Below are 21136 nucleotides of genomic sequence, written 5' to 3'. Positions count from 1 at the left end.
GACAAATTCATGACTGAAATATTTCTGTTTTATGAATTAGAAAGTTTAAATCAATGGTTTATGCGCTAGTTTGTTGTAATATCGTGTTTTATTTTAAATTTTTATAAAGATTTAAATGCCATAAAAATGGGAATTTTTTATTCCCATTTTCATGCTTTGAAACAATTTATGATTTTATGCGTAATAATCGCAGTCCATTGGCAACAACCAATAAACTTACACCGACATCGGCAAAAACAGCCATCCACATCGTCCCAATATTGGCAAAAGTAAGCAGTACAAACAGAAGTTTGATACCTAAAGCTAAAACAATATTCTGGATTAAAATACGATGCGTTGCTTGAGATAACTGAATAAATACTGGCAACTTACCTAAGTCATCATCCATCAATGCAATGTCTGCTGTTTCAATTGCGGTGTCGCTGCCCATCGCACCCATGGCAAAACCGATATCCGCACGGGCGAGTGCAGGGGCATCATTGATACCATCACCGACCATGGCAATTTTCTGGTTTTGTGCAAGACTGTGGATAACTTCGAGTTTATCCTCAGGGAGTAATCCACCTTTTGCAGAGTCAACACCCACTTGTTCAGCAATCACCTGTGCAGTATGCGGGTTGTCACCACTGAGCATCAGGGTTTGAATGCCCATCTGATGCAATTTTTGAATCGCATCTTTACTGCTTTGTTTAATGGTGTCGGCAACGGCAACAATGGCAAGGACTTGTTTTTGGTTTGTTAATAGAACAACCGTTTTACCTTGTTTTTCAAGCTGTTCAATTTGTTTTTCAAGGTCAACAGAACAGCGGTCTAATTCATGAATCAGACGATGATTGCCTAACCAGTAGGTTTGACCTTGTATTTCAGCTTGTGTGCCGCGTCCAAGTAACGCTTTAAAATCTTGAAGTTCAAGTTGCGTTTCTTCACGGTGTGCCTGAGCAATCGCTTGTGATACAGGATGGTCGGAACGGTTCGCCAAGCTTGCCAAAAGTGGGCGAATTTCGTGTTCATTACCGTCACATACAATGAAATCGGTGAGTTGCGGTTGTCCGTGGGTAATGGTTCCTGTTTTGTCGAGTGCGATAACTTGAAGTTGATGTCCTGTTTCTAAAAAAACACCGCCTTTAATTAAGATGCCTTTTCGTGCTGCGGCAGCCAGTCCACTTACCACAGTCACAGGAGTAGAAATCACTAAAGCACAAGGGCAGGCAATCACTAGTAAAACCAGTGCTTTATAAATCCATACAGACCAACTTGCAGCAAACAACAGTGGTGGAGCAATTGCGATGATGACCGCCAAGACAAATACAACAGGGGTATAAATTTGTGCAAAACGATCTACAAAGCGTTGGGTAGGAGCTTTTTCGCCTTGTGCTTCCTCGACTGCATGGATAATTCGAGCCAGTGTCGTATTCTCTGCATTGGCCGTCACGCGATATTCAAATGATCCAGTCTGGTTAATGGTGCCTGCAAATATTTCATCATCAACATTTTTTTCAACAGGCAAGCTTTCACCTGTGATAGGTGCCTGATTAATATTGGAGTGTCCTTGCGTAATCACACCATCCAGACCAATCTGTTCACCCGGTTGCACACGCACGATGGCACCAATGGCAACATCTTTGGCATCAACACGTTGCCATTGACCATCTTGCTGAAGCACCATCACTTGTGCGGGCATTAAATTGACCAATTCGCCAATGGCATTTCTGGCACGGGCAAGTGATTTGGCCTCAATAATTTCAGCAATGGTAAATAACACCATCACCATCGCCGCTTCTGGCCAAGAACCAATCAGTACTGCACCTGTCACAGCAATGCTCATCAGGGCATTGATGTTAAGGTTGCCATGACGAATTGCAATCCAGCCTTTTTTGTAGGTTCCAAGTCCCGAAAGCACAATGGCAATCAGGCTACAGCCAAGTACCAGCCACATTGACAAATCTAGCCAACTGGCCATTTCTGCAAAAGCAGCCAGCACAGCCGCAATAATGAGCGGTGTTAATGGCTGTTTTTTTTCCGTTTTGGGTGCAGCAAGTTCGCCTTGCACATCGGGCAGTTCTGGTTCAAAGCCCAGTTCTTTGATGGCACTCACGATTTTTGGCAATGTGTCAGGTTCGTGAACCACTGTGAGGACACGTTGAATTAGGTTGAATTCCAGACTTTGAACGCCGTCAAAATGTTGGAATTTTTTACGAATAAGACCTTCTTCGGTTGGACAATCCATTTGCATAATGCGAATAGCTGTCCGCTGAAAACCATTTTCTATCTGGCTTTCGGGTAAATCTGTGGCTGGCGTTTCATGAACGGATTCATGTTTGCAGCTGCAACAGCCACCGGTCTTGACCGGTTTGAATGGCGTGTTCATTGTTTATACTCATATCCTGTTATACTACTATTTAACACCCTAAAGTAACTATAGACTCAAGTGGTAAAATGAAAATAGGTGAACTCGCAAAACAAGTTGGCTGTTCTGTCGAAACGATTCGTTATTATGAACAGGAAGGTTTGTTGCATAAGCCTTTAAGAAATAGCCAAAACAACTATCGGCAATATGATGCAGGTCATCTTGAACGTCTGCATTTTATTTGCCGTTGTCGCTCTTTAGGAATGACGCATGAGGAAATCCGTCTGTTACTTTCAGCACGGGCAGAAAACCGAAACTGCCAGATTGTGAATGAACTGGTCGAAGGGCATATTCAGCATGTTCAAAAAAGAATTCTTGAATTGCAGGTACTTGAGCAAGAATTGAATGTACTTCGGGAACAATGTCAGGGCGTGACCAATACCGAATGTTGCGGTATTTTGCGGGAACTGGATAAGTCAGAACAACATGCCGAGCATCGGGATATTATTCATTCCTCACAAATTTGTGGGCATAAGCATTAAAAAAAGCGATGTTGTGGGGAACATCGCTGAGTACAAGGAACGGCTTTTTTAATTATTATCTGGGATTATTGATCCATCGTTTTACAGAGTGAGCAGATCGCACCGTCATGTTTATGGGAGAACATGATGTCTGGGCGTTCATAGTCTTGGTCACAGACCACACATTGGTAAATGGTTGCGACAGGTGTACCTTCCACATCGTAACGAGGTTCATTGATGCCGTCATTTGCTGACTTGATGTAGTATTTGCCTTTGGTGACAAGCCCCATGATTGGTGTGAGAACAAAAGCAACAATCAGTGCAATTAAAGGTGAGTATGCCGCCAAGAAACTTCCGAGTAATCCAAAGAATGCTGCGATAGATAAGCCTGCTGCAACAAGGAATGACACCATACCGACAGGGTTAATGTTGTAGAGCATGTCACGGCGATATTCAGGTTCTTTTGGCGATAACTTGAGGACGTATTTGTTAATGGCAATATCGGTTGCAACTACCACAACCCATGCAATGGCAAAGTTAGAGTAGAAACCCAAGATTTTACCTAATACAGCAAACATGTTGCCTTCCATAAGTGCGAGTGCAATGGCAAGGTTGACAATCACAAACACAATACGACCAGGGTAATGTTTGCTGATACGTGTGTATGCACTTGTCCATGCCAAAGAACCTGAGTAAGCATTGGTCACATTAATTTTGATTTGTGAAATCACCACCAAAATCACGGCAAGTGCCAGTGCTGCCCAACCCGGAATCATGTCGTGAAAAGCGGCATTGAATTGTTGAACTGGTTCAGTGCTATTTACACCCGGAACTTTGGTAAGTAAATAAAAACCAAGGAATGCACCAATAATTTGTTTGATTGCGCCTAATACCACCCAGCCTGGTCCTGCTGAAATCACAGCTGCCCACCAAGATTTACTGTTTTCTTTGGTTTTTGCAGGCATAAAACGCAGGTAATCAATTTGTTCGCCAATTTGCATGATCAGTGATAAACAAACCCCAGCGCCAAGCATAATTGCCGCCATATCGACAGTTGCATAACCTTCTTTGCCCGAAAATGCTGCAAACTGACTGACCAAATTCGGTTCTTTATGAATGAGGTAGGCGACAGGCCCAACCATTAAAATAAGCCAAATTGGGGTTGTCCAAACTTGAAGTTTACTCAAGGCTTTCATGCCATAGATCACCAGTGGAATCACCATAATGGTTGAGACCAGATAACCTGCCCAAAGTGGAATGCCTAAACCCAGTAATAAACCTTGCGCCATGATGGAACCTTCAAGCGCAAAGAAAATAAAGGTGAAACTGGCAAAAATAATACTGGTGAGTACCGAACCGAAATAACCAAATCCAGCCCCACGGGTAATTAAATCAAGGTCGATGTTATAACGTGCAGCGTAATAGGCTAGTGGAATACCTGTTAGGAAAATAATAATTGCTGCAAACAAAATCGAAAAAATCGCATTGGTTGTCCCATAAGACATGCCGATACTGGCACCAATTGAAAAGTCTGCCAAATAAGCAATGCCCCCTAAGGCAGTAATGGCAACAACTTTTGGACTCCAGCGACGGAAACTATGAGGTGCATAACGTAATGTATAATCTTCTAATGTTTCATCTACGGCTTTGCGTGAACTACGCTCGTCTGTGAGTCCGACATTTGGATGTTCTGATACGCTCATAACATCGACCCTCCAAAATGATTTTAATGATTGGCGTTTTAACGAATAAAGTCAGTGTGTTGGGCAAGTGAAAAATTAGAAATACGTTATTTTGCGTATATCAAACTATTCTCTAAAAAAGATATTTAAAATCATATTGTTAAAATTAAATAAAACAAATAAAAAGAGCGAAAAAGATAAAATATGGCATTTTATGCCGAGTGGTATAAAACAGATGAAGCAAGGTTTTGGATGAATACTGTATGATGATGAGACCCTCTGCATAGTCAGCAGCCTATCTGTGACCAAGCCCCATGATTGAACAACCTAAACCGAAAATTGCGCCACAACGTGTGATTCGTTCAAGGCGGGATTACAACACGTGGGTCGCTAACGAAAGTATCGAAGATTATGCGCTGCGTTATGCGCCCGAATCTGTGCGCCGTTGGCGGTTGAAAACTATTACCAATACTGCATTTTCGACAGTCAGCTTTATGGCCATGGAAGCCATTGGCGCAATGATGTTGTGGCAATATGGTTTTCACAATGCAATTGCGGCTTTGCTGGTGGTCACTTTTCTGATTTTTTTAACAGGATGGCCCATTAGTTACTATGCTGCAAAATATAATGTTGATATTGATTTACTGACCCGTGGGGCTGGGTTTGGTTATTTAGGTTCAACAATTACCTCTCTGATTTATGCCAGTTTTACCTTTATTTTATTTGCCTTTGAAGCCTCAATTATGGCAAAGGCACTTACGTTGGCATTTGATCTACCAATCGCTGTAAGTTATTTGCTCTCTGCATTAATTATTCTACCTCTGGTCATTAAAGGCATTGGTTTTATTAACAAAGTTCAAGCATGGACACAGCCGATTTTTTTAGTCCTGTTATTTTTTCCGTGGTTGTATCTTGTTTGGAAACACCCTGAAATTTTCTTAAAAATACAGCAATTTAATGGCGTTCAGTCGGGGAATAATCAGTTCAATATTGTCTATTTTGGGGCATCTTGTACGTTACTTTTTGCTTTTATTACCCAAATTGGAGAGCAGGCGGATTATCTTCGGTTTTTGCCAAAAATTAAACATAAACAAGGACAATGGCGTTTAGCTGTATTTTTGGGTGGGCCAGCATGGGGAATTTTTGGTTTTTTAAAAATCTTCATGGGGATGATGTTGGTGGTGCTGGCACTACAATATGCAATTCCTGTGGCACAGCTTGATAATCCGACCTATTTGTATTGGATCACGTATCAGCAATTCATTTCTTCACCACAAATCGCCTTGCTGTTGACCGTTTTATTGGTTTGTTTGGCGCAAATTAAAATCAATGTCACCAATGCGTATGCGGGTTCCTTAGCATGGTCGAACTTTTTTGCACGGTTAACGCATAGCCATCCTGGGCGCATTGTCTGGCTTATTTTTAATGTATTGATTGCCGTTTTGCTTATGGAAATGGGGATTAGCCATGCGGTTGAACGAATTTTAGGGCTCTATAGCAATATTGCTTTGGCGTGGATTGGGGCTGTGGTTGCTGACCTAATCATTTGTAAACCACTCGGTTTAAGTCCCAAAGGGATTGAATTTCGCCGTGCGTATTTATACGACATTAACCCAGTAGGTGTCGGGGCACTGTGTATTGCCTCTGTTATTTCAATCTTGAGTTATTTGGGTTTTTTTGGCATTGGGGCAAAAGGTTTAGCTAGTTTTATCGCATTGGGCTGTTCAATGCTATGCGTTCCGCTCATTGCTTATTTGACCAAGGGTAAATATTACATTGCACGGCAGCCTGAAAAAATTGCGAATACAGCCGTAGCAACCTGTGTGGTCTGTGAGCGTGAATATGAGTTGGCAGACATGGCGGGTTGCCCTGCTTACAGTGGTCAGATTTGCTCATTATGCTGTTCACTCGAGGCACGTTGTCATGACTTATGCAAGCCAGAAGGTCGTTGGTCAGCACAGCTCAAAGCGTTCAGTTTACGTTATTTGCCGACCTCGTGGGCACAGCGTTTAAATACGCGAATCAGTTTATATTTATTGATTACGTTTAGTTTATCTGTAGTTCTGGCGGTTTGTTTGAGTCTGGTTTATCTTCAAGAAAAAGCTTATCTTGAATCGGTCAATGTGGTGGTTACACCACAGCTTTTGACTTTATTTTTGAAAATTTACAGCATCTTATTTTTGTTGATAAGCGTTGCTGCATGGTGGCTCGTGTTAAACGATGAAAGCCGCCGCAATGCGGAAATCGAAACACAACAACAAACCCAATTATTAATAGAAGAAATTGATGCCCATGAAGTGACTTCACAACACTTGCAAGATGCCCGAATTCAGGCTGAAAAAGCCAATGAAGCAAAAAGCCGCTATGTGGTTGGAATTAGCCATGAACTCAGAACACCATTAAACAGTATTTTGGGCTATAGCCAACTGTTGCAAAAACAAGAACAGCTTTCCGAACAGGGGCAAAAAGCATTGGGGGTGATCAGTCAAAGTGGCCAATATCTGACATCGTTGATTGATGGATTACTCGATCTGGCACGGATTGAAACGGGCAAAATTTCCTTAAACATGGTGGATATACATTTTCCACATTTTATTGAACAAATCATTCAAATGTTCCGTCCCCAGTTTGAACAAAAGAAACTGCAATTTATCTGTGAGATTAGTGATCATCTACCGAGCTATGTTCGCAGCGATAAAAAGCGTTTAGAGCAGGTATTAATTAATCTGTTGGGCAATGCGTTAAAATTTACCACCTATGGCACGATTACATTAAAAGTTGAATATCGTTTTCAGACTGCTTATTTTGAAATTCTGGATACAGGTTGTGGCATTGCGCAGGGAGATTTAGAACGAATTTTTAATCCTTTTGAACGGGGCAGTAATGTCATTCAAAGTGGTTTTAGCGGGACAGGTTTAGGCTTACCAATTGTGAAACTACTGGTTGATTTATTGGGTGGACAGCTCACCGTCACGAGTCAGTTAAATCAGGGTTCACAATTTAAAATTAAGCTGTATTTACCTTCAAAAGAATTAGTGCATCCCATTCATAATGTGCATGCTAACCAGATTGTTGGATATGTTGGGCAAAGCAAACGAATTTTAGTGGTTGATAATGAGGCGGTTGATCGGGGGCTGATTGCTCACTTTCTTCGACCCTTGGGTTTTCAGATTCAAGAAGCAGAGTCTGGAATTGATTGTTTAAGACAAGTGCCTGTGTTTCAACCTGATCTGATTTTAATGGATCTGAACATGCCGTTGATGGGTGGATGGGAAACAGCCCGACTGTTACGACAAAATAACATTACCAATGTGCCGATTTTAATTATCTCTGCCAATGCAAACGAGCGTGAAATTAACCCGCAAGATGCGGTACTCAGCGAAGATTTTATGTTAAAGCCAATCGACCTGAATCTGTTACTGAGTAAAATTGGGGATAAATTAGGTTTAACTTGGATAGATCATCAGGCTGAAATACCGACTCAACCAATGACTGAGCATGAAACCTCTGCTGAACATCAGCATACGGACATTGAGCAAGCTCCACATCTTGTATCTGAAATATCGTTCGTTACCTTGACTGAAGCACTGCAAACCTTAGATGATTTGATCGGGCAAGGTTATATTCGAGGGATACAGCACGCTTTGCAACAATATCGGCAGACTTTCCCAGAACACCAAACTTTTTGGCAGCAGATAGAATTTGCTGTGCAAAAATTTGATTTGAAACATGCACAAAATTTACTTCAGGAACAGCGAAAAAAATGAGTTCTTTGTCTGCAACTTCTGAACAAGCGGTCATTCTGATTGTGGATGATGTGCCTGAAAATTTAGGATTGTTACATGAAAGTCTGGATCGGGCGGGGTATCGGGTATTGGTCACAACCGATGGGGTGAGTGCAATAGAAATTGCACACCGTTGCCTACCCGACATGATTTTGCTTGATGGCAATATGCCACACATGGATGGATTTGAAAGTTGTACCCAGTTGAAGGCCAGTCCGATTACCCAGTTTATTCCTGTTATTTTTATGACGGGTCTTTCAGAGACAGAGCATATTGTAAAAGGCTTTCAAGTCGGGGGCGTGGACTATGTTACGAAGCCTTTAAATATTGAAGAAGTCTTGGCGCGGGTGAAAACCCATCTGGCACATGCCAAGTTATTGCAACAACAAAAGCAAGTGATTGATGCAACTGATGTGGCGATTTTAGCGCTGGATGTACAAGGTAAAATTGCATGGCAAACACCAAAAGCCAAGGCACTTTTAACGCAATATCTGCTAGAACCTACAGGTTTTGAGGCAGGTTTAAAGCAATGGTTTCTAGAGATTCAGCAAGATAAAGATGACAGAAAACGTATGAGCTGTATCTATTCTACGCCACAGAAACAGTTACAACTGACATTATTGATGCCCTATCAGACACAAAACAACAGCTTCAAAAATTATCTGGTACAGATAAAAGTATCAAATCCAGCACCAAGCGTTGTGGATATCTTGAAATATTGTCCACAACTGACACAGCGTGAGGCAGAAGTATCTCACTGGCTGATTTTGGGAAAAACCAATAAAGATATTGCAGAAATTTTGGAACTCAGCCCACGTACCGTGAATAAACACTTAGAACATATTTTTGAGAAATTATGTGTTGAAAATCGGACGGCTGCGGTGGCCTACATTAATAGTTTGGTACAAAATATCTAAGCGCTAAACTGCAATAAATCCGTATATATTTTCATTTCATGCTGAATAGCATTCAATTTTACGTGTTTAATTTATACAAATTTTAATAAAAAATAGGAAAAACAATACTTTGTTGTTTTTGTGAGTGAAATTAATGTTTTTAGACAAAACATGAAAAATACTATCTAATAATATCCAGAGCAAAAATGATAATTGGATAAATCTTATGAGCAATACAACAGCACAAGCACATCAACAATATGCTGGTTTTAAAGCGGATCATGTCGGAAGTTTTTTACGCCCGCAACGGATTAAACAGGCACGACTGGATTGTGCAGCAGGCAAGATTGATCGGGCTGAACTCACACAAATTGAAAATGAAGAAATTTTAAAACTGGTTGAACAACAAAAACAACATGGGGTTCATGCCATTACCGATGGTGAATTACGCCGTGCATGGTGGCATTTTGACTTTATGGAAAACCTTGTGGGCGTTGAAGGCTTTGACCAGCAAGAAGGGTATAAATTTAATGGTGTTGAAACCAAGCCTCACCAAGTCCGTATTGTTGGAAAAATTGATTTTGATGAAACACATCCACATTTAGAACATTTCAAATTTTTAAAAGTAGCCGTGGGGGATGATCCACGTTACACCGCAAAAATGACCATCCCAAGTCCCAACATGTTTATGCAGCGTAAAATTCGTTGTGCCAATGAGATTTATGCCAACGATTTACAAGGTTATGCAGAAGACTTAGGAAACGCCTATAAAAAAGCGATTCGTGCCTTTTATGAAGCGGGGTGTCGTTACTTACAAATCGATGATGTCTATTGGGCATTTTTGGTGTCACAGCAACGTGCTGAAGAAGAAAAACAATTTGGTGTATCAACCCAAAGTTTAGCTGAAGCATGTGTCAAAACCCTCAATATTGCGTTGCAGGACAAGCCCGAAGACTTAGTGATTGGCATGCACATTTGTCGTGGTAACTTCGTTTCGACTTGGATTTATGATGGTAGCTATGACAGCATTGAAGATTATATTTTCCAGAAGTTAGACAATATTGATCGTTATTTTCTGGAATATGACAATGAGCGTTCAGGTGGTTTTGCACCTTTGGCGAAATTAAAAGGACGCAATGCCGAAGTGGTTTTGGGTTTGATTACTTCAAAAGTAGAAGCCCTTGAAGACAAACAGGAAATTGTGCAACGTATTCGTGAAGCCGCTCAATATTTACCGTTACAGCAACTGGCACTTAGCCCGCAATGTGGTTTTTCTTCAACCGAAGAAGGCAACAAAGTGGCTTATGATGCACAGTGGAAGAAGCTTGAATTGATTAATGAAATTGTGGCTGAAGTTTGGGGACAGTAAATCTGTTTTTAATTTCAACCAACAAAAAATAGCTAAAGGAGATGGGGGTAGAAATATCCCCCGAAAAAGGATTTTTCTATATAATGCGCTTTTGTACGATGTCCAGTCGTTTGCCAGCGCATTTTATATGTCTCAGCTTTCCGAATATACTCAGCAATCTCAGTTTTGTATCCTGCTTGAGCAAATCTTATCTTCATCCACAGCGAGTGTGACACCAACAGCACAGCTTGCGGGTTTTCCGTGTGTCATTGCCTGTGCAGACCGCGTGCATGCCGATGATGACCCATCACCTCTAGCTTTAGCACAGGCCTTTCCAAAAGAAAGACCAAAGCTGCTGCATTTTTCAGGAAAGGCTCGGGATATTCAGGATTTAGATGACTTTTTACGGCAGGCTGAACAACAACAGATTCAGGATATTTTACTGCTCAGTGGCGATAAACTTAAACAACATCAATTTGGTGAAACACAGCCTGAAACACGGACACGTTATTTAGAATCCGTCAGTGCGCTGATGTATGCCAAACAGCACTTTCCAGATTTGTCGTTTGGTGTGGCGTTTAATCCATTTAAATACACGCACAGCGAAGAACAGGCACAGTATTATAAATTACAAAAAAAACTTAAAGCAGGTGCAGATTTTATCATTACCCAATTGGGGTATGACTTAGATAAGTTATTTAAATTCCAACAGTTTTTAAAAGATAATTCCGCCAAAACTGCTTTTTTTGCCTGTGTCATGCCGCTAACGTATCGCCGTGCAAAGTTTATGATGGAGCAGCAAGTAGCGGGCATTGAAATCGCACCGCATTTGCTAAATTTACTGCAGGATGAATGGCAACAGGACAAAGAGCATGCTGAACAGCGTGTGTATCAACGTGCCGCAGTGCAAATTCGGGTGTGTCAGTTGCTGGGGGTTGCAGGCGTTCATTTGTCAGGGTGTCAGCAACCCAGTCATCAATCCAAATTAGAACAGGCGCTAAATCGTGTTCTAACGTGGGATATGGAAACCTGTTTAGCGGCTTGGCAGGAGTTAAATGCGCTTAAAACGGGCAAAGAGTTACAGCCGACATTGCGCATCCCAATGCAGGAAGATGTACCGTCAGTGATGAAATATCATACGATGTCTGCCATGCATACTTGGTTGTTTAGCCATCCTTTGGCACAGCGTTTGGGTGGTTTTGTGTTCCGTCAGGCCGTTTGGCAAAAAAACTGGGCGGAAAAGTCAATTTTAGCGGTTGAACATGCCAGTAAATATGCGTTGGTGGGGTGTGAAAGTTGTGGTCAATGTCGTTTGGCGGAAACACTTTATATTTGCCCTGAAACGTGCCCGAAGGGTTTAGCAAATGGCCCATGTGGTGGAACGCGTCAAGATCGTTGCGAGTTTGGAGATCGTGAATGTATTCATAGCCGTAAACTGCGTCTGGCAGAAGCGGTGGGTGAACAACATGTTTTACAAGATGAATTGATTCCTGCTGTCCCACGTCAGTTACGCCAACATAGTTCATGGATAAACTGGTTTAATCCTACAGTAAAAACATAGACTTAGTGGCGAAATGTGTGGTCTGTAAAAGAATGTAAAACAACCGTATTATGGTAGTTTTTAATAAGGCGTTTACAGATCAGATCACGCATAATAAAAAATTATGTTCTAAAAAATGGATAAGACATTGGAAATAGCAGTCATTGGTAGTGGCATGGCTGGGCTTGCTGCTGCAAGAATCTTAAAAGAAGCAGGACATCAAATTACTGTTTTTGAGGCATTGTCTGGGCGTGGTATGGATAGCCATACCATCGAATTTGATGGTGGTATGATCGATGCGCCATTGCGAGTCATGAATCCTTATCTTTGGAAAAATACCTTAAGTTTAGCGACGCATTTAGGTATTAAAACTTTCCCAGTACGGACATTTATGTCGTGTAGCTGGTTATTTGAAGATAAGACTGAAACATGGCTGACGACCTCTCGCTCACCAATTGGCAATTTCCCGATTATCAATAACCGTAAAGGTTTACAACAATACGGTATACGTCTGGTCAAAGGAATGTTGCAACTTAAAACTGCAATTCACCGTTTTTTTAAATCAAAACATCAAAATATCACCCTCACAGAATTTATTAATAAAAATGAAATTGAGGAAGTGTTCTGGAATGGCGCAGTGATGCCTGTGCTTTATACCATTTGTACCTGCAACCCAGAAACCATTGGCGAATGGCCAGCAAAACCACTTTTAGTGTTTTTAAGCCAACTGACCAATGGCGTTGAATTGTTGCGTTTACAAGGGGGAAGTCCTGCTTTTGTCAGCAAACTGATAGAAGACATTACCGTGCATAGTGGTGCGGCTGTAACCAATGTTGAACTGCAAGGCGAACAGGTGCTTGTGGAAAATGCAGCAGGAACAAAACAGTTGTTTGATCGGGTGATTGTGGCAACACCAACCAATAAGATTGAAGACTTTATCAATAAAGAACAGTTTGCTGAAGATTTGGCGCTGCTTAACCAGTTCCGTTTTGAAGAAGGCGACTTGGTGATTCATACTGACCCAACGGTGATGCCACCGAAGCGTAAAGATTGGTCAGTACTGAGCTATATGATGGATCGTAAATTTACCCGTCAGCAATTTACGGTGTGGATGAATGCGATTGAGCCAAGTTTAGTGGGTAAAAATCCAGTATTCCAGACATGGCGTCCTGTGACACCAATTGACCCGAAAAAAGTTATTTCTACTGTGAAACTCAGCCGTGCCGTGGTTAATGCACAAACAGTCGAAGTGAATCAGGAACTTCTACGCCGTCAGAAAGTGCCAGGACGTAAAGTTTATTTCTGTGGTTCATGGTCATGCGATGGATTACCAATTTTGGAATCTGCGGTGACGTCTGCTATGCAAATTGCCAAGAATTTAGGCGCACCTTTACCTTTTGTCGGTTTAAAACCAAAAGTGGAAGTTGCACCTGAGCTTGGCTATTAAGACATGACATAAATGACCTCTAAACGGCATTTATTCAAAAAAATCCCTCAACATAAATACGCCATTAATGCCGCATTGTTGGGGGATTATTCCACTTTGGCATGGAATAATTTGGGATTGTGGATAAATACCACAAGTTATCCCCAAGCCTGTGAAAACCTAGCGAAATATTTGGCAACATCGGTCAAGCTGACAGCACAAGATAAACTGCTTGATCTAGGCTGTGGACAAGGGGCGAGCCTTCAACTTTGGCAAGACCATTTTCACGTTGCAAATTTAGCAGCCGTAGAATTACAAACTGCCTGTGTAGAAAAAATTAAAAAACAATCACTTCCAGCATTAAAACAGATTCATCAAGGTTCTTTTTTAGCATTACAGCCTCAACAACTGAGTGCGCCATTCGACACCGTATTATGCATTGATGCACTTTATCATCATTCACTCGCTGATTTTTTAAACGTGGTTCAGCCACTTTTAGCAATAAATGGACGAATTGGTTTTCATTATTTGATGCTCAATGAAGCATGGAAAACTGCATCAGCATGGCAAAAAATCCAATATCGTTATTTACTCAAATGTGCCGATGTCGCACTGGATCAACTTCTGGATCGGCAAAGCTTAATGGACATGATGACGCAAGCAGGCTTTCATCAGGTTCAGATTGAAAACCTGAGCCAGCCTGTATTGGTTGGTTTTGCAAATTATGTTGATCGGTATCTGGCAAAAGACACGTTGCAGGGGATTGATGGCTTTAAAATTCGAATGACAGCAAAGCTATGCCAGCGATTAGCACAGGAGGGTTTGATTGATTACGTTCAAATCACGGCACAGCGATAATACTTAAAATGAATGGGATTTGGGTTTAAGCCATTGGATGATTTTCATACCAAAAACATTGATACATAAACCTAAAATAATGACGAAAGCGCCCATAAATTGTTGGGGGGAGAGATGTTCACCTAAAACGCTAGAGGCCGTTAAAATACCCACAACAGGTACAAGTAGGGTCAGTGGCGCAACTTTCCATGTTTCATATTTATTCAGCAAATATCCCCAAAGGCCATAACCAATCAGTGATGCAACGCCTGCAAGATAGAATACCACCAGAAAATCTCTAAGCTGAAAATGGAGCAAACTCTGTGTAATTGCTGTCTTGCCTTCAAATAACCATGAACAAATAAAAAAAGGCAAAATGGGGATGAGGGCACTCCAAGCCACTAAGGACAAAGTTTCCACTTGGTAATTTTTTAAAATGATTTTATTGCTGATATTACCAATCGCCCATGAAAATGCAGCCGCCAAAAGCAGCAGCAATGGCACAAGTGGCACACTGGTTTGGGCGGCATTTGCTGCTTTTGCATCGGCTAAAATGAAAATACCACAGGCAGCAACCAAAATGCCTAAAAAATGATGTAGCTGAATTTTTTCAGAAAGAAATATTGCACCAAGTATCAGGGTAAAAAAGGCTTGTGCCTGTAAAATAAGTGATGCCAGACCCGCAGGCATTCCCAGATGAATAGATAGAAATAACAGTGCGAATTGCCCGAAACACAAACTCATGCCATATAGACAAATGAGTTTAAATGGCACATGTGGACGTCGGATAAAGAAAATTGCAGGAAAGGCCACCGCAACAAAGCGCAAACACGCCAAAAATAAAGGAGGAATATCTTCGACACCGAATTTGATGACGACAAAATTAAATCCCCACGCCATAATAATGAGCGCTGCGAGGAATATATCTTTGACCGCCATCCTTATTCTTCCTTAAATAAATGCGAATGCATAAAAATTAAGATCATTGTAGGCAAAAGATTGAAAAAACCGCAAGAATAAATGGACGTAAAAAAGCCCCTAAATTAAAAAATTAGAGGCTTTTTCAAATTTTATGGTGCCGACACTCGGATTCGAACTGAGGACCTACTGATTACAAGTCAGTTGCTCTACCAACTGAGCTATGTCGGCAACGTGGCGTGAATTCTACAGCAATCTTGAAAAAGTTCAAGCGAAAAAATAGCCACTTGGATATAAAAAGAGGCTTTTAAAAAACCTCTTTTTATTTTCAGTACTTAGAATGAGTAACGAAGACCAAAAGTGAGGTCTTGTGCATCCACTTTGATTCTATTTTCAACATTTATTGTATCAAATTGGCTATTGCGGTAGTGGAGGGTATTTTTAGATTCCCCCATATTCAGATAGCGATAGCTTAAGTCTAGACTTAAATTAGGGTTAATTGCATACGATACACCTGCACCTACAGCCCAGGCAAAATGAGAGCTTTTATCTGAGGCATTATTATTTTCAATGGTTGTGGAACTACTTGCTATTTCAGCAGCAGTTTCAAATTTGGTATATGCAGACCCTAAACCAACAGAGAGATAAGGCGTAAATTTAGAATGATTGATAAAGTCGTAATAACCATTCAACATAAATGTTTGGCTAGTGACATTATTCTTATTTTTCATTTCTGTGATATTTATACCGCTAATCGTCAGTGCAGGGGCACCTGTAACTGTTGAATTCAGATTCACTTTATCATGATATGCATATTCAAATTCTAGGCGGATTGGAACATTGTATGCAGGTAAAAAATTAACACCGTATGCAATGTTTCCAGTAAAGGCTGTTTGATGGTCTTTACTCAGTTTTACACTTTCTGAATCTGAAGTAGTAGATGATGTTGATGCAGGTGTATAGGTAAAGTCAGCTTTACTTGAATAGCTACCAATAGAACTTGCACCTAGTTTGGCAGAGACATAAGCGGACTGTGCAAGTGTTGTTGCATGGCTAGAGAAACTGATCCCCGAACAAGAGAGTAGAACGGCTGTAAGTAGTTGTTTTTTCATTTTAACCTTTCATGGTTTGTTTATAAGAAATTTAATAGAAGCGTATTTTACAAAAAATATACAAATAATCAATTTTTATTTCATTATTGGTTAAAAATAAAAAAGATGGCATTGCGCCATCTTTTCATTAAGAATCTGTAAACCTTTAAAGACGCATTTCAATGCCTTGCTTGGCTAAGAATTGTTTTGCTTCAGGAATCGTATGTTGACCAAAGTGAAAAATGCTGGCTGCTAGAACCGCATCTGCTTTACCTTTTAAAATACCATCTGCCAAATGCTGTAAATTACCAACCCCACCTGAGGCAATTGTTGGAATGGTCACACGGTCGTTAATGGCACGCATTAAAGCTAAGTCATAGCCTGCTTTGGTTCCATCGGCATCCATACTGGTAATGAGGAGTTCGCCTGCACCAAAGTCTGCCATTTTTATCGCCCATTCAATGGCATCAATTCCTGTTGGTTTGCGACCACCATGTGTAAATATTTCCCATTTGTTGTCGCCCGTTTTCTTGGCATCAATGGCAACAACGATACATTGCGCACCAAAGCGCTGGGAGGCTTCTTGGACAAATTCGGGATTAAACACCGCAGCAGAATTGATACTGACTTTATCTGCACCTGCATTGAGCAGGAGTCGAATGTCTTCGACTTTGCGTACACCACCACCTACAGTTAAAGGTACAAAAACACTTTCAGCCATGCGTTCAACGGTACGATAAGTTGTATCACGACCATGATGCGTTGCGGTAATGTCTAAAAAGGTGATTTCATCTGCACCTTGCTCGTTGTAACGACGAGCAACTTCTACAGGGTCACCAGCATCACGAATATCAAGGAATTGTACGCCCTTTACAACGCGTCCATTATCGACATCTAGGCAAGGAATGATTCGTTTTGCAAGCATAATGGCATCCGATCGGTGGTTTTATATAAAGAAACTTCCCATGAAGGGCTTTAAATTTGATCAACTTACTGTATTCTATCAAACTTATTTTGTTTCACGCAGGTTTTCTATGTCTGTTTATACGCCTTTAAATTTAGATGAAGTACAGCCATTCGCTGCAGCTTATGGCTTGGAAGTCGTGGAGCTGGTTCCAATTCAAGGCGGGATTCAGAATACCAACTATTTTATCATTTGTGCAGACCAACAACAGTATGTTCTTACGGTATTTGAAAATGAAACCGAACAAAGTGCGGGAGAAATTGTGCCTGCATTGCAACGTCTGGTAGAAGTTGGCGTACCTGTTGCCGCACCGTTAACGCATAGTGGTAAAGCTATCCATTATTTAGTTGGGAAACCTGCCCAGATTGCGCCACGTGTTTGGGGCGAGCATCCAGACGTGACAACAGTAGAACAGGTGAAGGCGATTGCTCAGGCACAAGCAAAGCTGCATGTTGCCTTGGCAACGTTTCCACTGATACGTGAAAGTAGCCGCGGTTATGTGTATTGGACAGACATCGGAAATCTGTTACAAGCAGAAATGAATGAAGATGATGCGGCTTTAAAAGCACAAGTTTATGCGATTTTTGATGCTTACCGTCAGCAGCACCCAGACCGCCCACAAGGTTGGATTCATTCTGATTTATTCCGAGATAACACCTTATATCAAGGTAATACCCTAACAGGTATCTTAGACTTCTTTGAATTAAACTTTGATGAATTACTGTTTGATATTGCGATTACCATCAACGATTTTTGTACCGAATATCCAGATGTCACTTTAGATCAGACCCGTGTCGAGGCGTATTTAACCGCCTATCAGCAGGTTCGTGCGTTAACCGCAGATGAACAAGCATGTTTCCAAGTTTATCTTGCGATGGCGGCATGTCGTTTCTGGTTCTTGCGTTTAAATGTTGCACGTCTAAATCGTTTAGGTGGGCGTGGTGGCGAAAATGTCTTTTTGAAAAATCCTGCGGAAATGCGGGCGATGCTGGTTAATCGTTTGCAAAACGTGGCTCAGCTTGGGTAACCCATGCGAGATCAAGGGCGGCTGATCGAATGGTTTGATGAACAAGGGTATGGCTTTATCCAACCCAACGATCAGCAAAAAGAGCGAGTTTTTCTACATATCAAAGATTTTGCACAGCGTGGTCCACGTCCTATCGTGGGCTGTGCTTTGGATTATTTGGTGATTGTTGATGGAAAAGGGCGGTTTCGTGCAACACAAGTGGTGTATTTAAAAGCACACCAAACCGCACATTCAAATCGTTCAAAGAATATAAAACCATCATCACATAGCTCAATCAAAATGGATGTTATGCCTATTTTGATTGTCCTGTATGTTTTATTGTTGGTCGGAAGTTGCCTGTCAGGTAAAATTCCTGATTTCTATTTGGCTTTATTTTTAGTGATCAATGCCTTGACCTATGTGTTGTATCTGAAAGACAAAAAAGCGGCGCAGCAAAACCAATGGCGAGTTCAGGAACAAAGTTTACATCTATTCTCTTTACTTGGTGGTTGGCCGAGTGCTTGGTTCGCACAACAACAACTACGACATAAAACACAAAAACAACCATTTAAGCAGATTTATATCTGTACCATAATCCTAAACATAGGGCTTACATTGTGGTCTATTTTTAATTAAGATAAATTGAATGTGTTAAAATAAAGGGATAACAATGAGAGATGACGATCAGTTCCAGTCCGACAAAACCTTAACCTTCGTATTATATATCTTGTACATTGCTGCCATTTTTTCAGCAGGAATTTTGGCGGTTATTGCATTAGTCATTAACTATTTAAAAAAAGATTCAGTGCAAGATACTATTTTTGAAAGCCATTTCAATTGGCAGATCAGCAGTGTCTGGTGGTACATCGCGTGGAATATTATCGGCGTGTTGCCTTTTGGCTTTTTATTCTTTACAGGTGATGACGTAAATCTATTTGCTGGCGTTGCATTACTTGCCTTTATTTTTTGGCTTGCAGTAATGTTTATTTCTTGGGTCTGGATTATTTACCGAGCAATAAAAGGGCTGTTGGCATTAAACGAAAACCAGCCAGTCGTATAAATTAAATTTTTACATGAATGAAAGGTGGGGCTGGATTACCCCACTTTTTTTGTGACAAAAATAAGGCTTAAAAATGGTGCATATCAGGGTCGTACAAGAAATATTTGCACCAATAGGGGAAACATGAACAAAAGTAACTTAAGATTACCTGTGCATTCATATCGTCAAAAAAATGGCTGGATCATGCTGGACATTATCCAGCGTATCAATGCTTATCTGAGATACATCACGACGAGAATTGCAAAAACACCATACAGGCCACTTACTGCAACTAATGAGCGATCATTGACCGCACCGCGGCGGAATAAACTCCATAGAAATACAATCGCCAGTGCAGTGATAATACCTGATGCTAATAGCAACGTATCAAAACGCCATGGAGTGAAGAATATACCCAATGCACTCGGTATGGTGGCCTGAATCATCATGGCACCAGAAATGTTAGCTAAAGCTAAACGCTCTTTACCTTGGCGCACCCAAATCAGCGCATTCATAATCTCAGGTAACTCGGTGGCTACAGGACTAAGTAACAAAGCAACGATGTGAGGGGGCCAGTTTAGTGTTGTACCAATCGCTTCAAGCTGAGCAACGAAAGTATGTGACGCGATGCTAATCACAACTAAAGCCAGCAGGACTTGTAAACCAGCCCATCCCATTGATGGTTCTGCTGTATTTGGACGAAGCTTGAGAGGTTCAAGCTCTTCTTCATCGGAAGATGTGTCAGCCTCTTTAATTTCACGCCAAACATAGGCTGCATAAGCCGCTAAAAATAGAACGCCTAACAAAGGTTTGATGGCAAACGCGACTAAACCAAGTGCTACTTTTAATACAAAAATGGCAAGGAAAGAGACTTGGTCTCGACTTAAACGGGTGTAATCAACTTGTACCTGATGTGAAGCTCGAGCCAACTTTTTACGATGAAGGATTAATACCAGACCTACTACAGCGTAACCCAAGGTAGCCAGAACCAGTGGACCACCCATTGCGGCTCCGACACCAAGGTCTTTTTGTTCAGGGGTATTACCAAATACGACGGCCATGAAGGTGACCGCACTTTCAGGTAGCGCTGTACCAAAAGCTGCGAGTACTGAGCCTACTGCGGTTGCACCAAGATTAAGACGCTTACCAAACCATTCAATTCCATTGACGAAATATTCACAGGCTAGGTAAATTGCCGCAGCGGACAGAAAGAATAAGATAAAAGTAAGGAGCATATAATAGTTCCAGCCGGGCGAATAAGAAACCATTGGCACGACAACGACCCTCGCCCGACTAGCAAGGTATGTTGCGGCCAAAAGTCTCGCCTAGCTCATACTGTATATACAGTGGCTGAACACGCCATGAGATACTTATCTCAAGTTTGTTGACGTGGTCTTCCTAGTTGGGTACTAGGAATGGCTACTCCCTAATGACAATGCTGGAGATTTTACCAGTGATTTCATCACAACGCTACAGAGATGATCCGACAAAATGATCAGGAACTCTAAAATCGATAGAATCTTTTAAAGCTTTCTTCATTCACTAGATCTAATGTATTTCTACACATAATCATTCAGTGTTATTGAACATAAGGACTAGAGTTATGAGTTTTATGTAGTAATTCAACGAATGGTTCTAGTTTTTGTCTTTTTAAAATCTACTACTTATCCATGATTTTGGTTAAATAAACTTACATTTTAATAAAAATAAATTTACTTTTTTAATAATTTAGTATT

The 21136-nt window shown here is 41.1% G+C and carries 16 protein-coding genes, 1 tRNA gene and 1 riboswitch; of the genes, 10 read left to right on the top strand and 7 right to left on the bottom strand.

The features are described 5' to 3' along the window. Nucleotides 1-166: 166 nt before the first annotated feature. Nucleotides 167-2368 carry a heavy metal translocating P-type ATPase gene (locus ABDV70_RS09860; protein WP_343597426.1) on the bottom strand — a complete coding sequence of 734 codons (2202 nt, stop codon included), beginning with the start codon at nt 2366-2368 and terminating at the stop codon, nt 167-169. Between the two features lie 68 nt (nt 2369-2436). On the opposite strand from ABDV70_RS09860, the gene ABDV70_RS09855 reads away from it, so the two are divergent. Then, nucleotides 2437-2889, top strand: coding sequence for a Cd(II)/Pb(II)-responsive transcriptional regulator (locus ABDV70_RS09855; RefSeq protein ID WP_343597425.1), 453 nt, complete (start codon nt 2437-2439; stop codon nt 2887-2889). Nucleotides 2890-2954: 65 nt separating this feature from the next. On the opposite strand, the gene ABDV70_RS09850 is transcribed toward ABDV70_RS09855, so the two are convergent. After that, the gene (locus ABDV70_RS09850) at nt 2955-4571 is read right to left on the bottom strand and encodes an allantoin permease (protein ID WP_343597424.1); all 1617 of its coding nucleotides are present in this window, start codon (nt 4569-4571) and stop codon (nt 2955-2957) included. 293 nt (nt 4572-4864) lie between these two features. On the opposite strand from ABDV70_RS09850, the gene ABDV70_RS09845 reads away from it, so the two are divergent. The 6 genes from ABDV70_RS09845 (at nt 4865) to ABDV70_RS09820 (ending at nt 14403) form a co-directional block, all read left to right on the top strand. Then, entirely contained in the window at nt 4865-8317 is a 3453-nt protein-coding gene (locus ABDV70_RS09845) for an ATP-binding protein (protein ID WP_343597423.1), read from the top strand. Continuing rightward, nucleotides 8314-9252: a response regulator transcription factor gene (locus ABDV70_RS09840; RefSeq protein WP_343597422.1), complete on the top strand. Its 939-nt coding sequence runs from the start codon at nt 8314-8316 to the stop codon at nt 9250-9252. The genes ABDV70_RS09845 and ABDV70_RS09840 overlap by 4 nt, the downstream gene beginning before the upstream one ends. Nucleotides 9253-9457: 205 nt before the next feature. Further along, nucleotides 9458-10600 (top strand): 5-methyltetrahydropteroyltriglutamate--homocysteine S-methyltransferase, encoded by a 1143-nt coding sequence (locus ABDV70_RS09835; RefSeq protein WP_343597421.1) that lies wholly within the window; start codon nt 9458-9460, stop codon nt 10598-10600. Nucleotides 10601-10727: 127 nt separating this feature from the next. Further along, nucleotides 10728-12140, top strand: a complete 1413-nt coding sequence (locus ABDV70_RS09830; RefSeq protein WP_343597420.1) for a methylenetetrahydrofolate reductase C-terminal domain-containing protein — start codon at nt 10728-10730, stop codon at nt 12138-12140. A gap of 127 nt (nt 12141-12267) precedes the next feature. Then, entirely contained in the window at nt 12268-13566 is a 1299-nt protein-coding gene (locus ABDV70_RS09825; protein WP_343597513.1) for an FAD-dependent oxidoreductase, read from the top strand. A gap of 12 nt (nt 13567-13578) precedes the next feature. Then, on the top strand, nt 13579-14403 hold the full coding sequence (locus tag ABDV70_RS09820) for a methyltransferase domain-containing protein (RefSeq protein WP_343597419.1): 825 nt from the start codon (nt 13579-13581) through the stop codon (nt 14401-14403). A 3-nt stretch (nt 14404-14406) separates the two neighbouring features. On the opposite strand, the gene ABDV70_RS09815 is transcribed toward ABDV70_RS09820, so the two are convergent. The 4 genes from ABDV70_RS09815 to hisF all read right to left on the bottom strand — a co-directional run bounded on the left by ABDV70_RS09815 (nt 14407) and on the right by hisF (nt 17319). Continuing rightward, nucleotides 14407-15321, bottom strand: coding sequence for an EamA family transporter (locus ABDV70_RS09815; protein ID WP_343597418.1), 915 nt, complete (start codon nt 15319-15321; stop codon nt 14407-14409). A gap of 134 nt (nt 15322-15455) precedes the next feature. Further along, a tRNA-Thr gene (locus ABDV70_RS09810) sits at nt 15456-15531 on the bottom strand. Between the two features lie 104 nt (nt 15532-15635). Next, nucleotides 15636-16412, bottom strand: coding sequence for an outer membrane beta-barrel protein (locus tag ABDV70_RS09805; RefSeq protein WP_343597417.1), 777 nt, complete (start codon nt 16410-16412; stop codon nt 15636-15638). Between the two features lie 145 nt (nt 16413-16557). Further along, the gene (gene hisF / locus ABDV70_RS09800; protein ID WP_343597511.1) at nt 16558-17319 is read right to left on the bottom strand and encodes an imidazole glycerol phosphate synthase subunit HisF; all 762 of its coding nucleotides are present in this window, start codon (nt 17317-17319) and stop codon (nt 16558-16560) included. A gap of 106 nt (nt 17320-17425) precedes the next feature. Between hisF and ABDV70_RS09795 the strand changes: the two genes are divergently transcribed. Genes ABDV70_RS09795 through ABDV70_RS09785 form a run of 3 tightly spaced genes read left to right on the top strand, consistent with a single transcriptional unit; the run spans nt 17426 to nt 19421 of the window. Beyond that, nucleotides 17426-18382 (top strand): homoserine kinase, encoded by a 957-nt coding sequence (locus tag ABDV70_RS09795; RefSeq protein ID WP_343597415.1) that lies wholly within the window; start codon nt 17426-17428, stop codon nt 18380-18382. 3 nt (nt 18383-18385) lie between these two features. Beyond that, the gene (locus ABDV70_RS09790) at nt 18386-18997 is read left to right on the top strand and encodes a DUF1294 domain-containing protein (RefSeq protein WP_343597414.1); all 612 of its coding nucleotides are present in this window, start codon (nt 18386-18388) and stop codon (nt 18995-18997) included. Nucleotides 18998-19031: 34 nt separating this feature from the next. Then, nucleotides 19032-19421 (top strand): hypothetical protein, encoded by a 390-nt coding sequence (locus ABDV70_RS09785; RefSeq protein ID WP_343597413.1) that lies wholly within the window; start codon nt 19032-19034, stop codon nt 19419-19421. A 212-nt stretch (nt 19422-19633) separates the two neighbouring features. Here the strand turns inward: ABDV70_RS09785 and ABDV70_RS09780 are convergent, their stop codons facing one another. After that, the gene (locus ABDV70_RS09780) at nt 19634-20635 is read right to left on the bottom strand and encodes a sodium:calcium antiporter (RefSeq protein ID WP_343597411.1); all 1002 of its coding nucleotides are present in this window, start codon (nt 20633-20635) and stop codon (nt 19634-19636) included. Between the two features lie 60 nt (nt 20636-20695). Continuing rightward, nucleotides 20696-20842, bottom strand: a riboswitch (yybP-ykoY riboswitch). Nucleotides 20843-21136: the final 294 nt, after the last annotated feature.

Source organism: Acinetobacter sp. (assembly GCF_039596015.1).
Classification (GTDB): Bacteria; Pseudomonadota; Gammaproteobacteria; order Pseudomonadales; family Moraxellaceae; genus Acinetobacter.
This window is presented reverse-complemented; position numbering and strand designations above follow the sequence as displayed.

What these genes read in the sequence shown, in the direction of transcription:
- ABDV70_RS09860 (WP_343597426.1), bottom strand. Translation starts at nt 2,368, where the DNA reads ATGAACACGCCATTCAAACCGGTCAAGACCGGTGGCTGTTGCAGCTGC.
- ABDV70_RS09855 (WP_343597425.1), top strand. Translation starts at nt 2,437, where the DNA reads ATGAAAATAGGTGAACTCGCAAAACAAGTTGGCTGTTCTGTCGAAACG.
- ABDV70_RS09850 (WP_343597424.1), bottom strand. Translation starts at nt 4,571, where the DNA reads ATGAGCGTATCAGAACATCCAAATGTCGGACTCACAGACGAGCGTAGT.
- ABDV70_RS09845 (WP_343597423.1), top strand. Translation starts at nt 4,865, where the DNA reads ATGATTGAACAACCTAAACCGAAAATTGCGCCACAACGTGTGATTCGT.
- ABDV70_RS09840 (WP_343597422.1), top strand. Translation starts at nt 8,314, where the DNA reads ATGAGTTCTTTGTCTGCAACTTCTGAACAAGCGGTCATTCTGATTGTG.
- ABDV70_RS09835 (WP_343597421.1), top strand. Translation starts at nt 9,458, where the DNA reads ATGAGCAATACAACAGCACAAGCACATCAACAATATGCTGGTTTTAAA.
- ABDV70_RS09830 (WP_343597420.1), top strand. Translation starts at nt 10,728, where the DNA reads ATGTCTCAGCTTTCCGAATATACTCAGCAATCTCAGTTTTGTATCCTG.
- ABDV70_RS09820 (WP_343597419.1), top strand. Translation starts at nt 13,579, where the DNA reads ATGACCTCTAAACGGCATTTATTCAAAAAAATCCCTCAACATAAATAC.
- ABDV70_RS09815 (WP_343597418.1), bottom strand. Translation starts at nt 15,321, where the DNA reads ATGGCGGTCAAAGATATATTCCTCGCAGCGCTCATTATTATGGCGTGG.
- ABDV70_RS09805 (WP_343597417.1), bottom strand. Translation starts at nt 16,412, where the DNA reads ATGAAAAAACAACTACTTACAGCCGTTCTACTCTCTTGTTCGGGGATC.
- ABDV70_RS09795 (WP_343597415.1), top strand. Translation starts at nt 17,426, where the DNA reads ATGTCTGTTTATACGCCTTTAAATTTAGATGAAGTACAGCCATTCGCT.
- ABDV70_RS09790 (WP_343597414.1), top strand. Translation starts at nt 18,386, where the DNA reads ATGCGAGATCAAGGGCGGCTGATCGAATGGTTTGATGAACAAGGGTAT.
- ABDV70_RS09785 (WP_343597413.1), top strand. Translation starts at nt 19,032, where the DNA reads ATGAGAGATGACGATCAGTTCCAGTCCGACAAAACCTTAACCTTCGTA.
- ABDV70_RS09780 (WP_343597411.1), bottom strand. Translation starts at nt 20,635, where the DNA reads ATGCTCCTTACTTTTATCTTATTCTTTCTGTCCGCTGCGGCAATTTAC.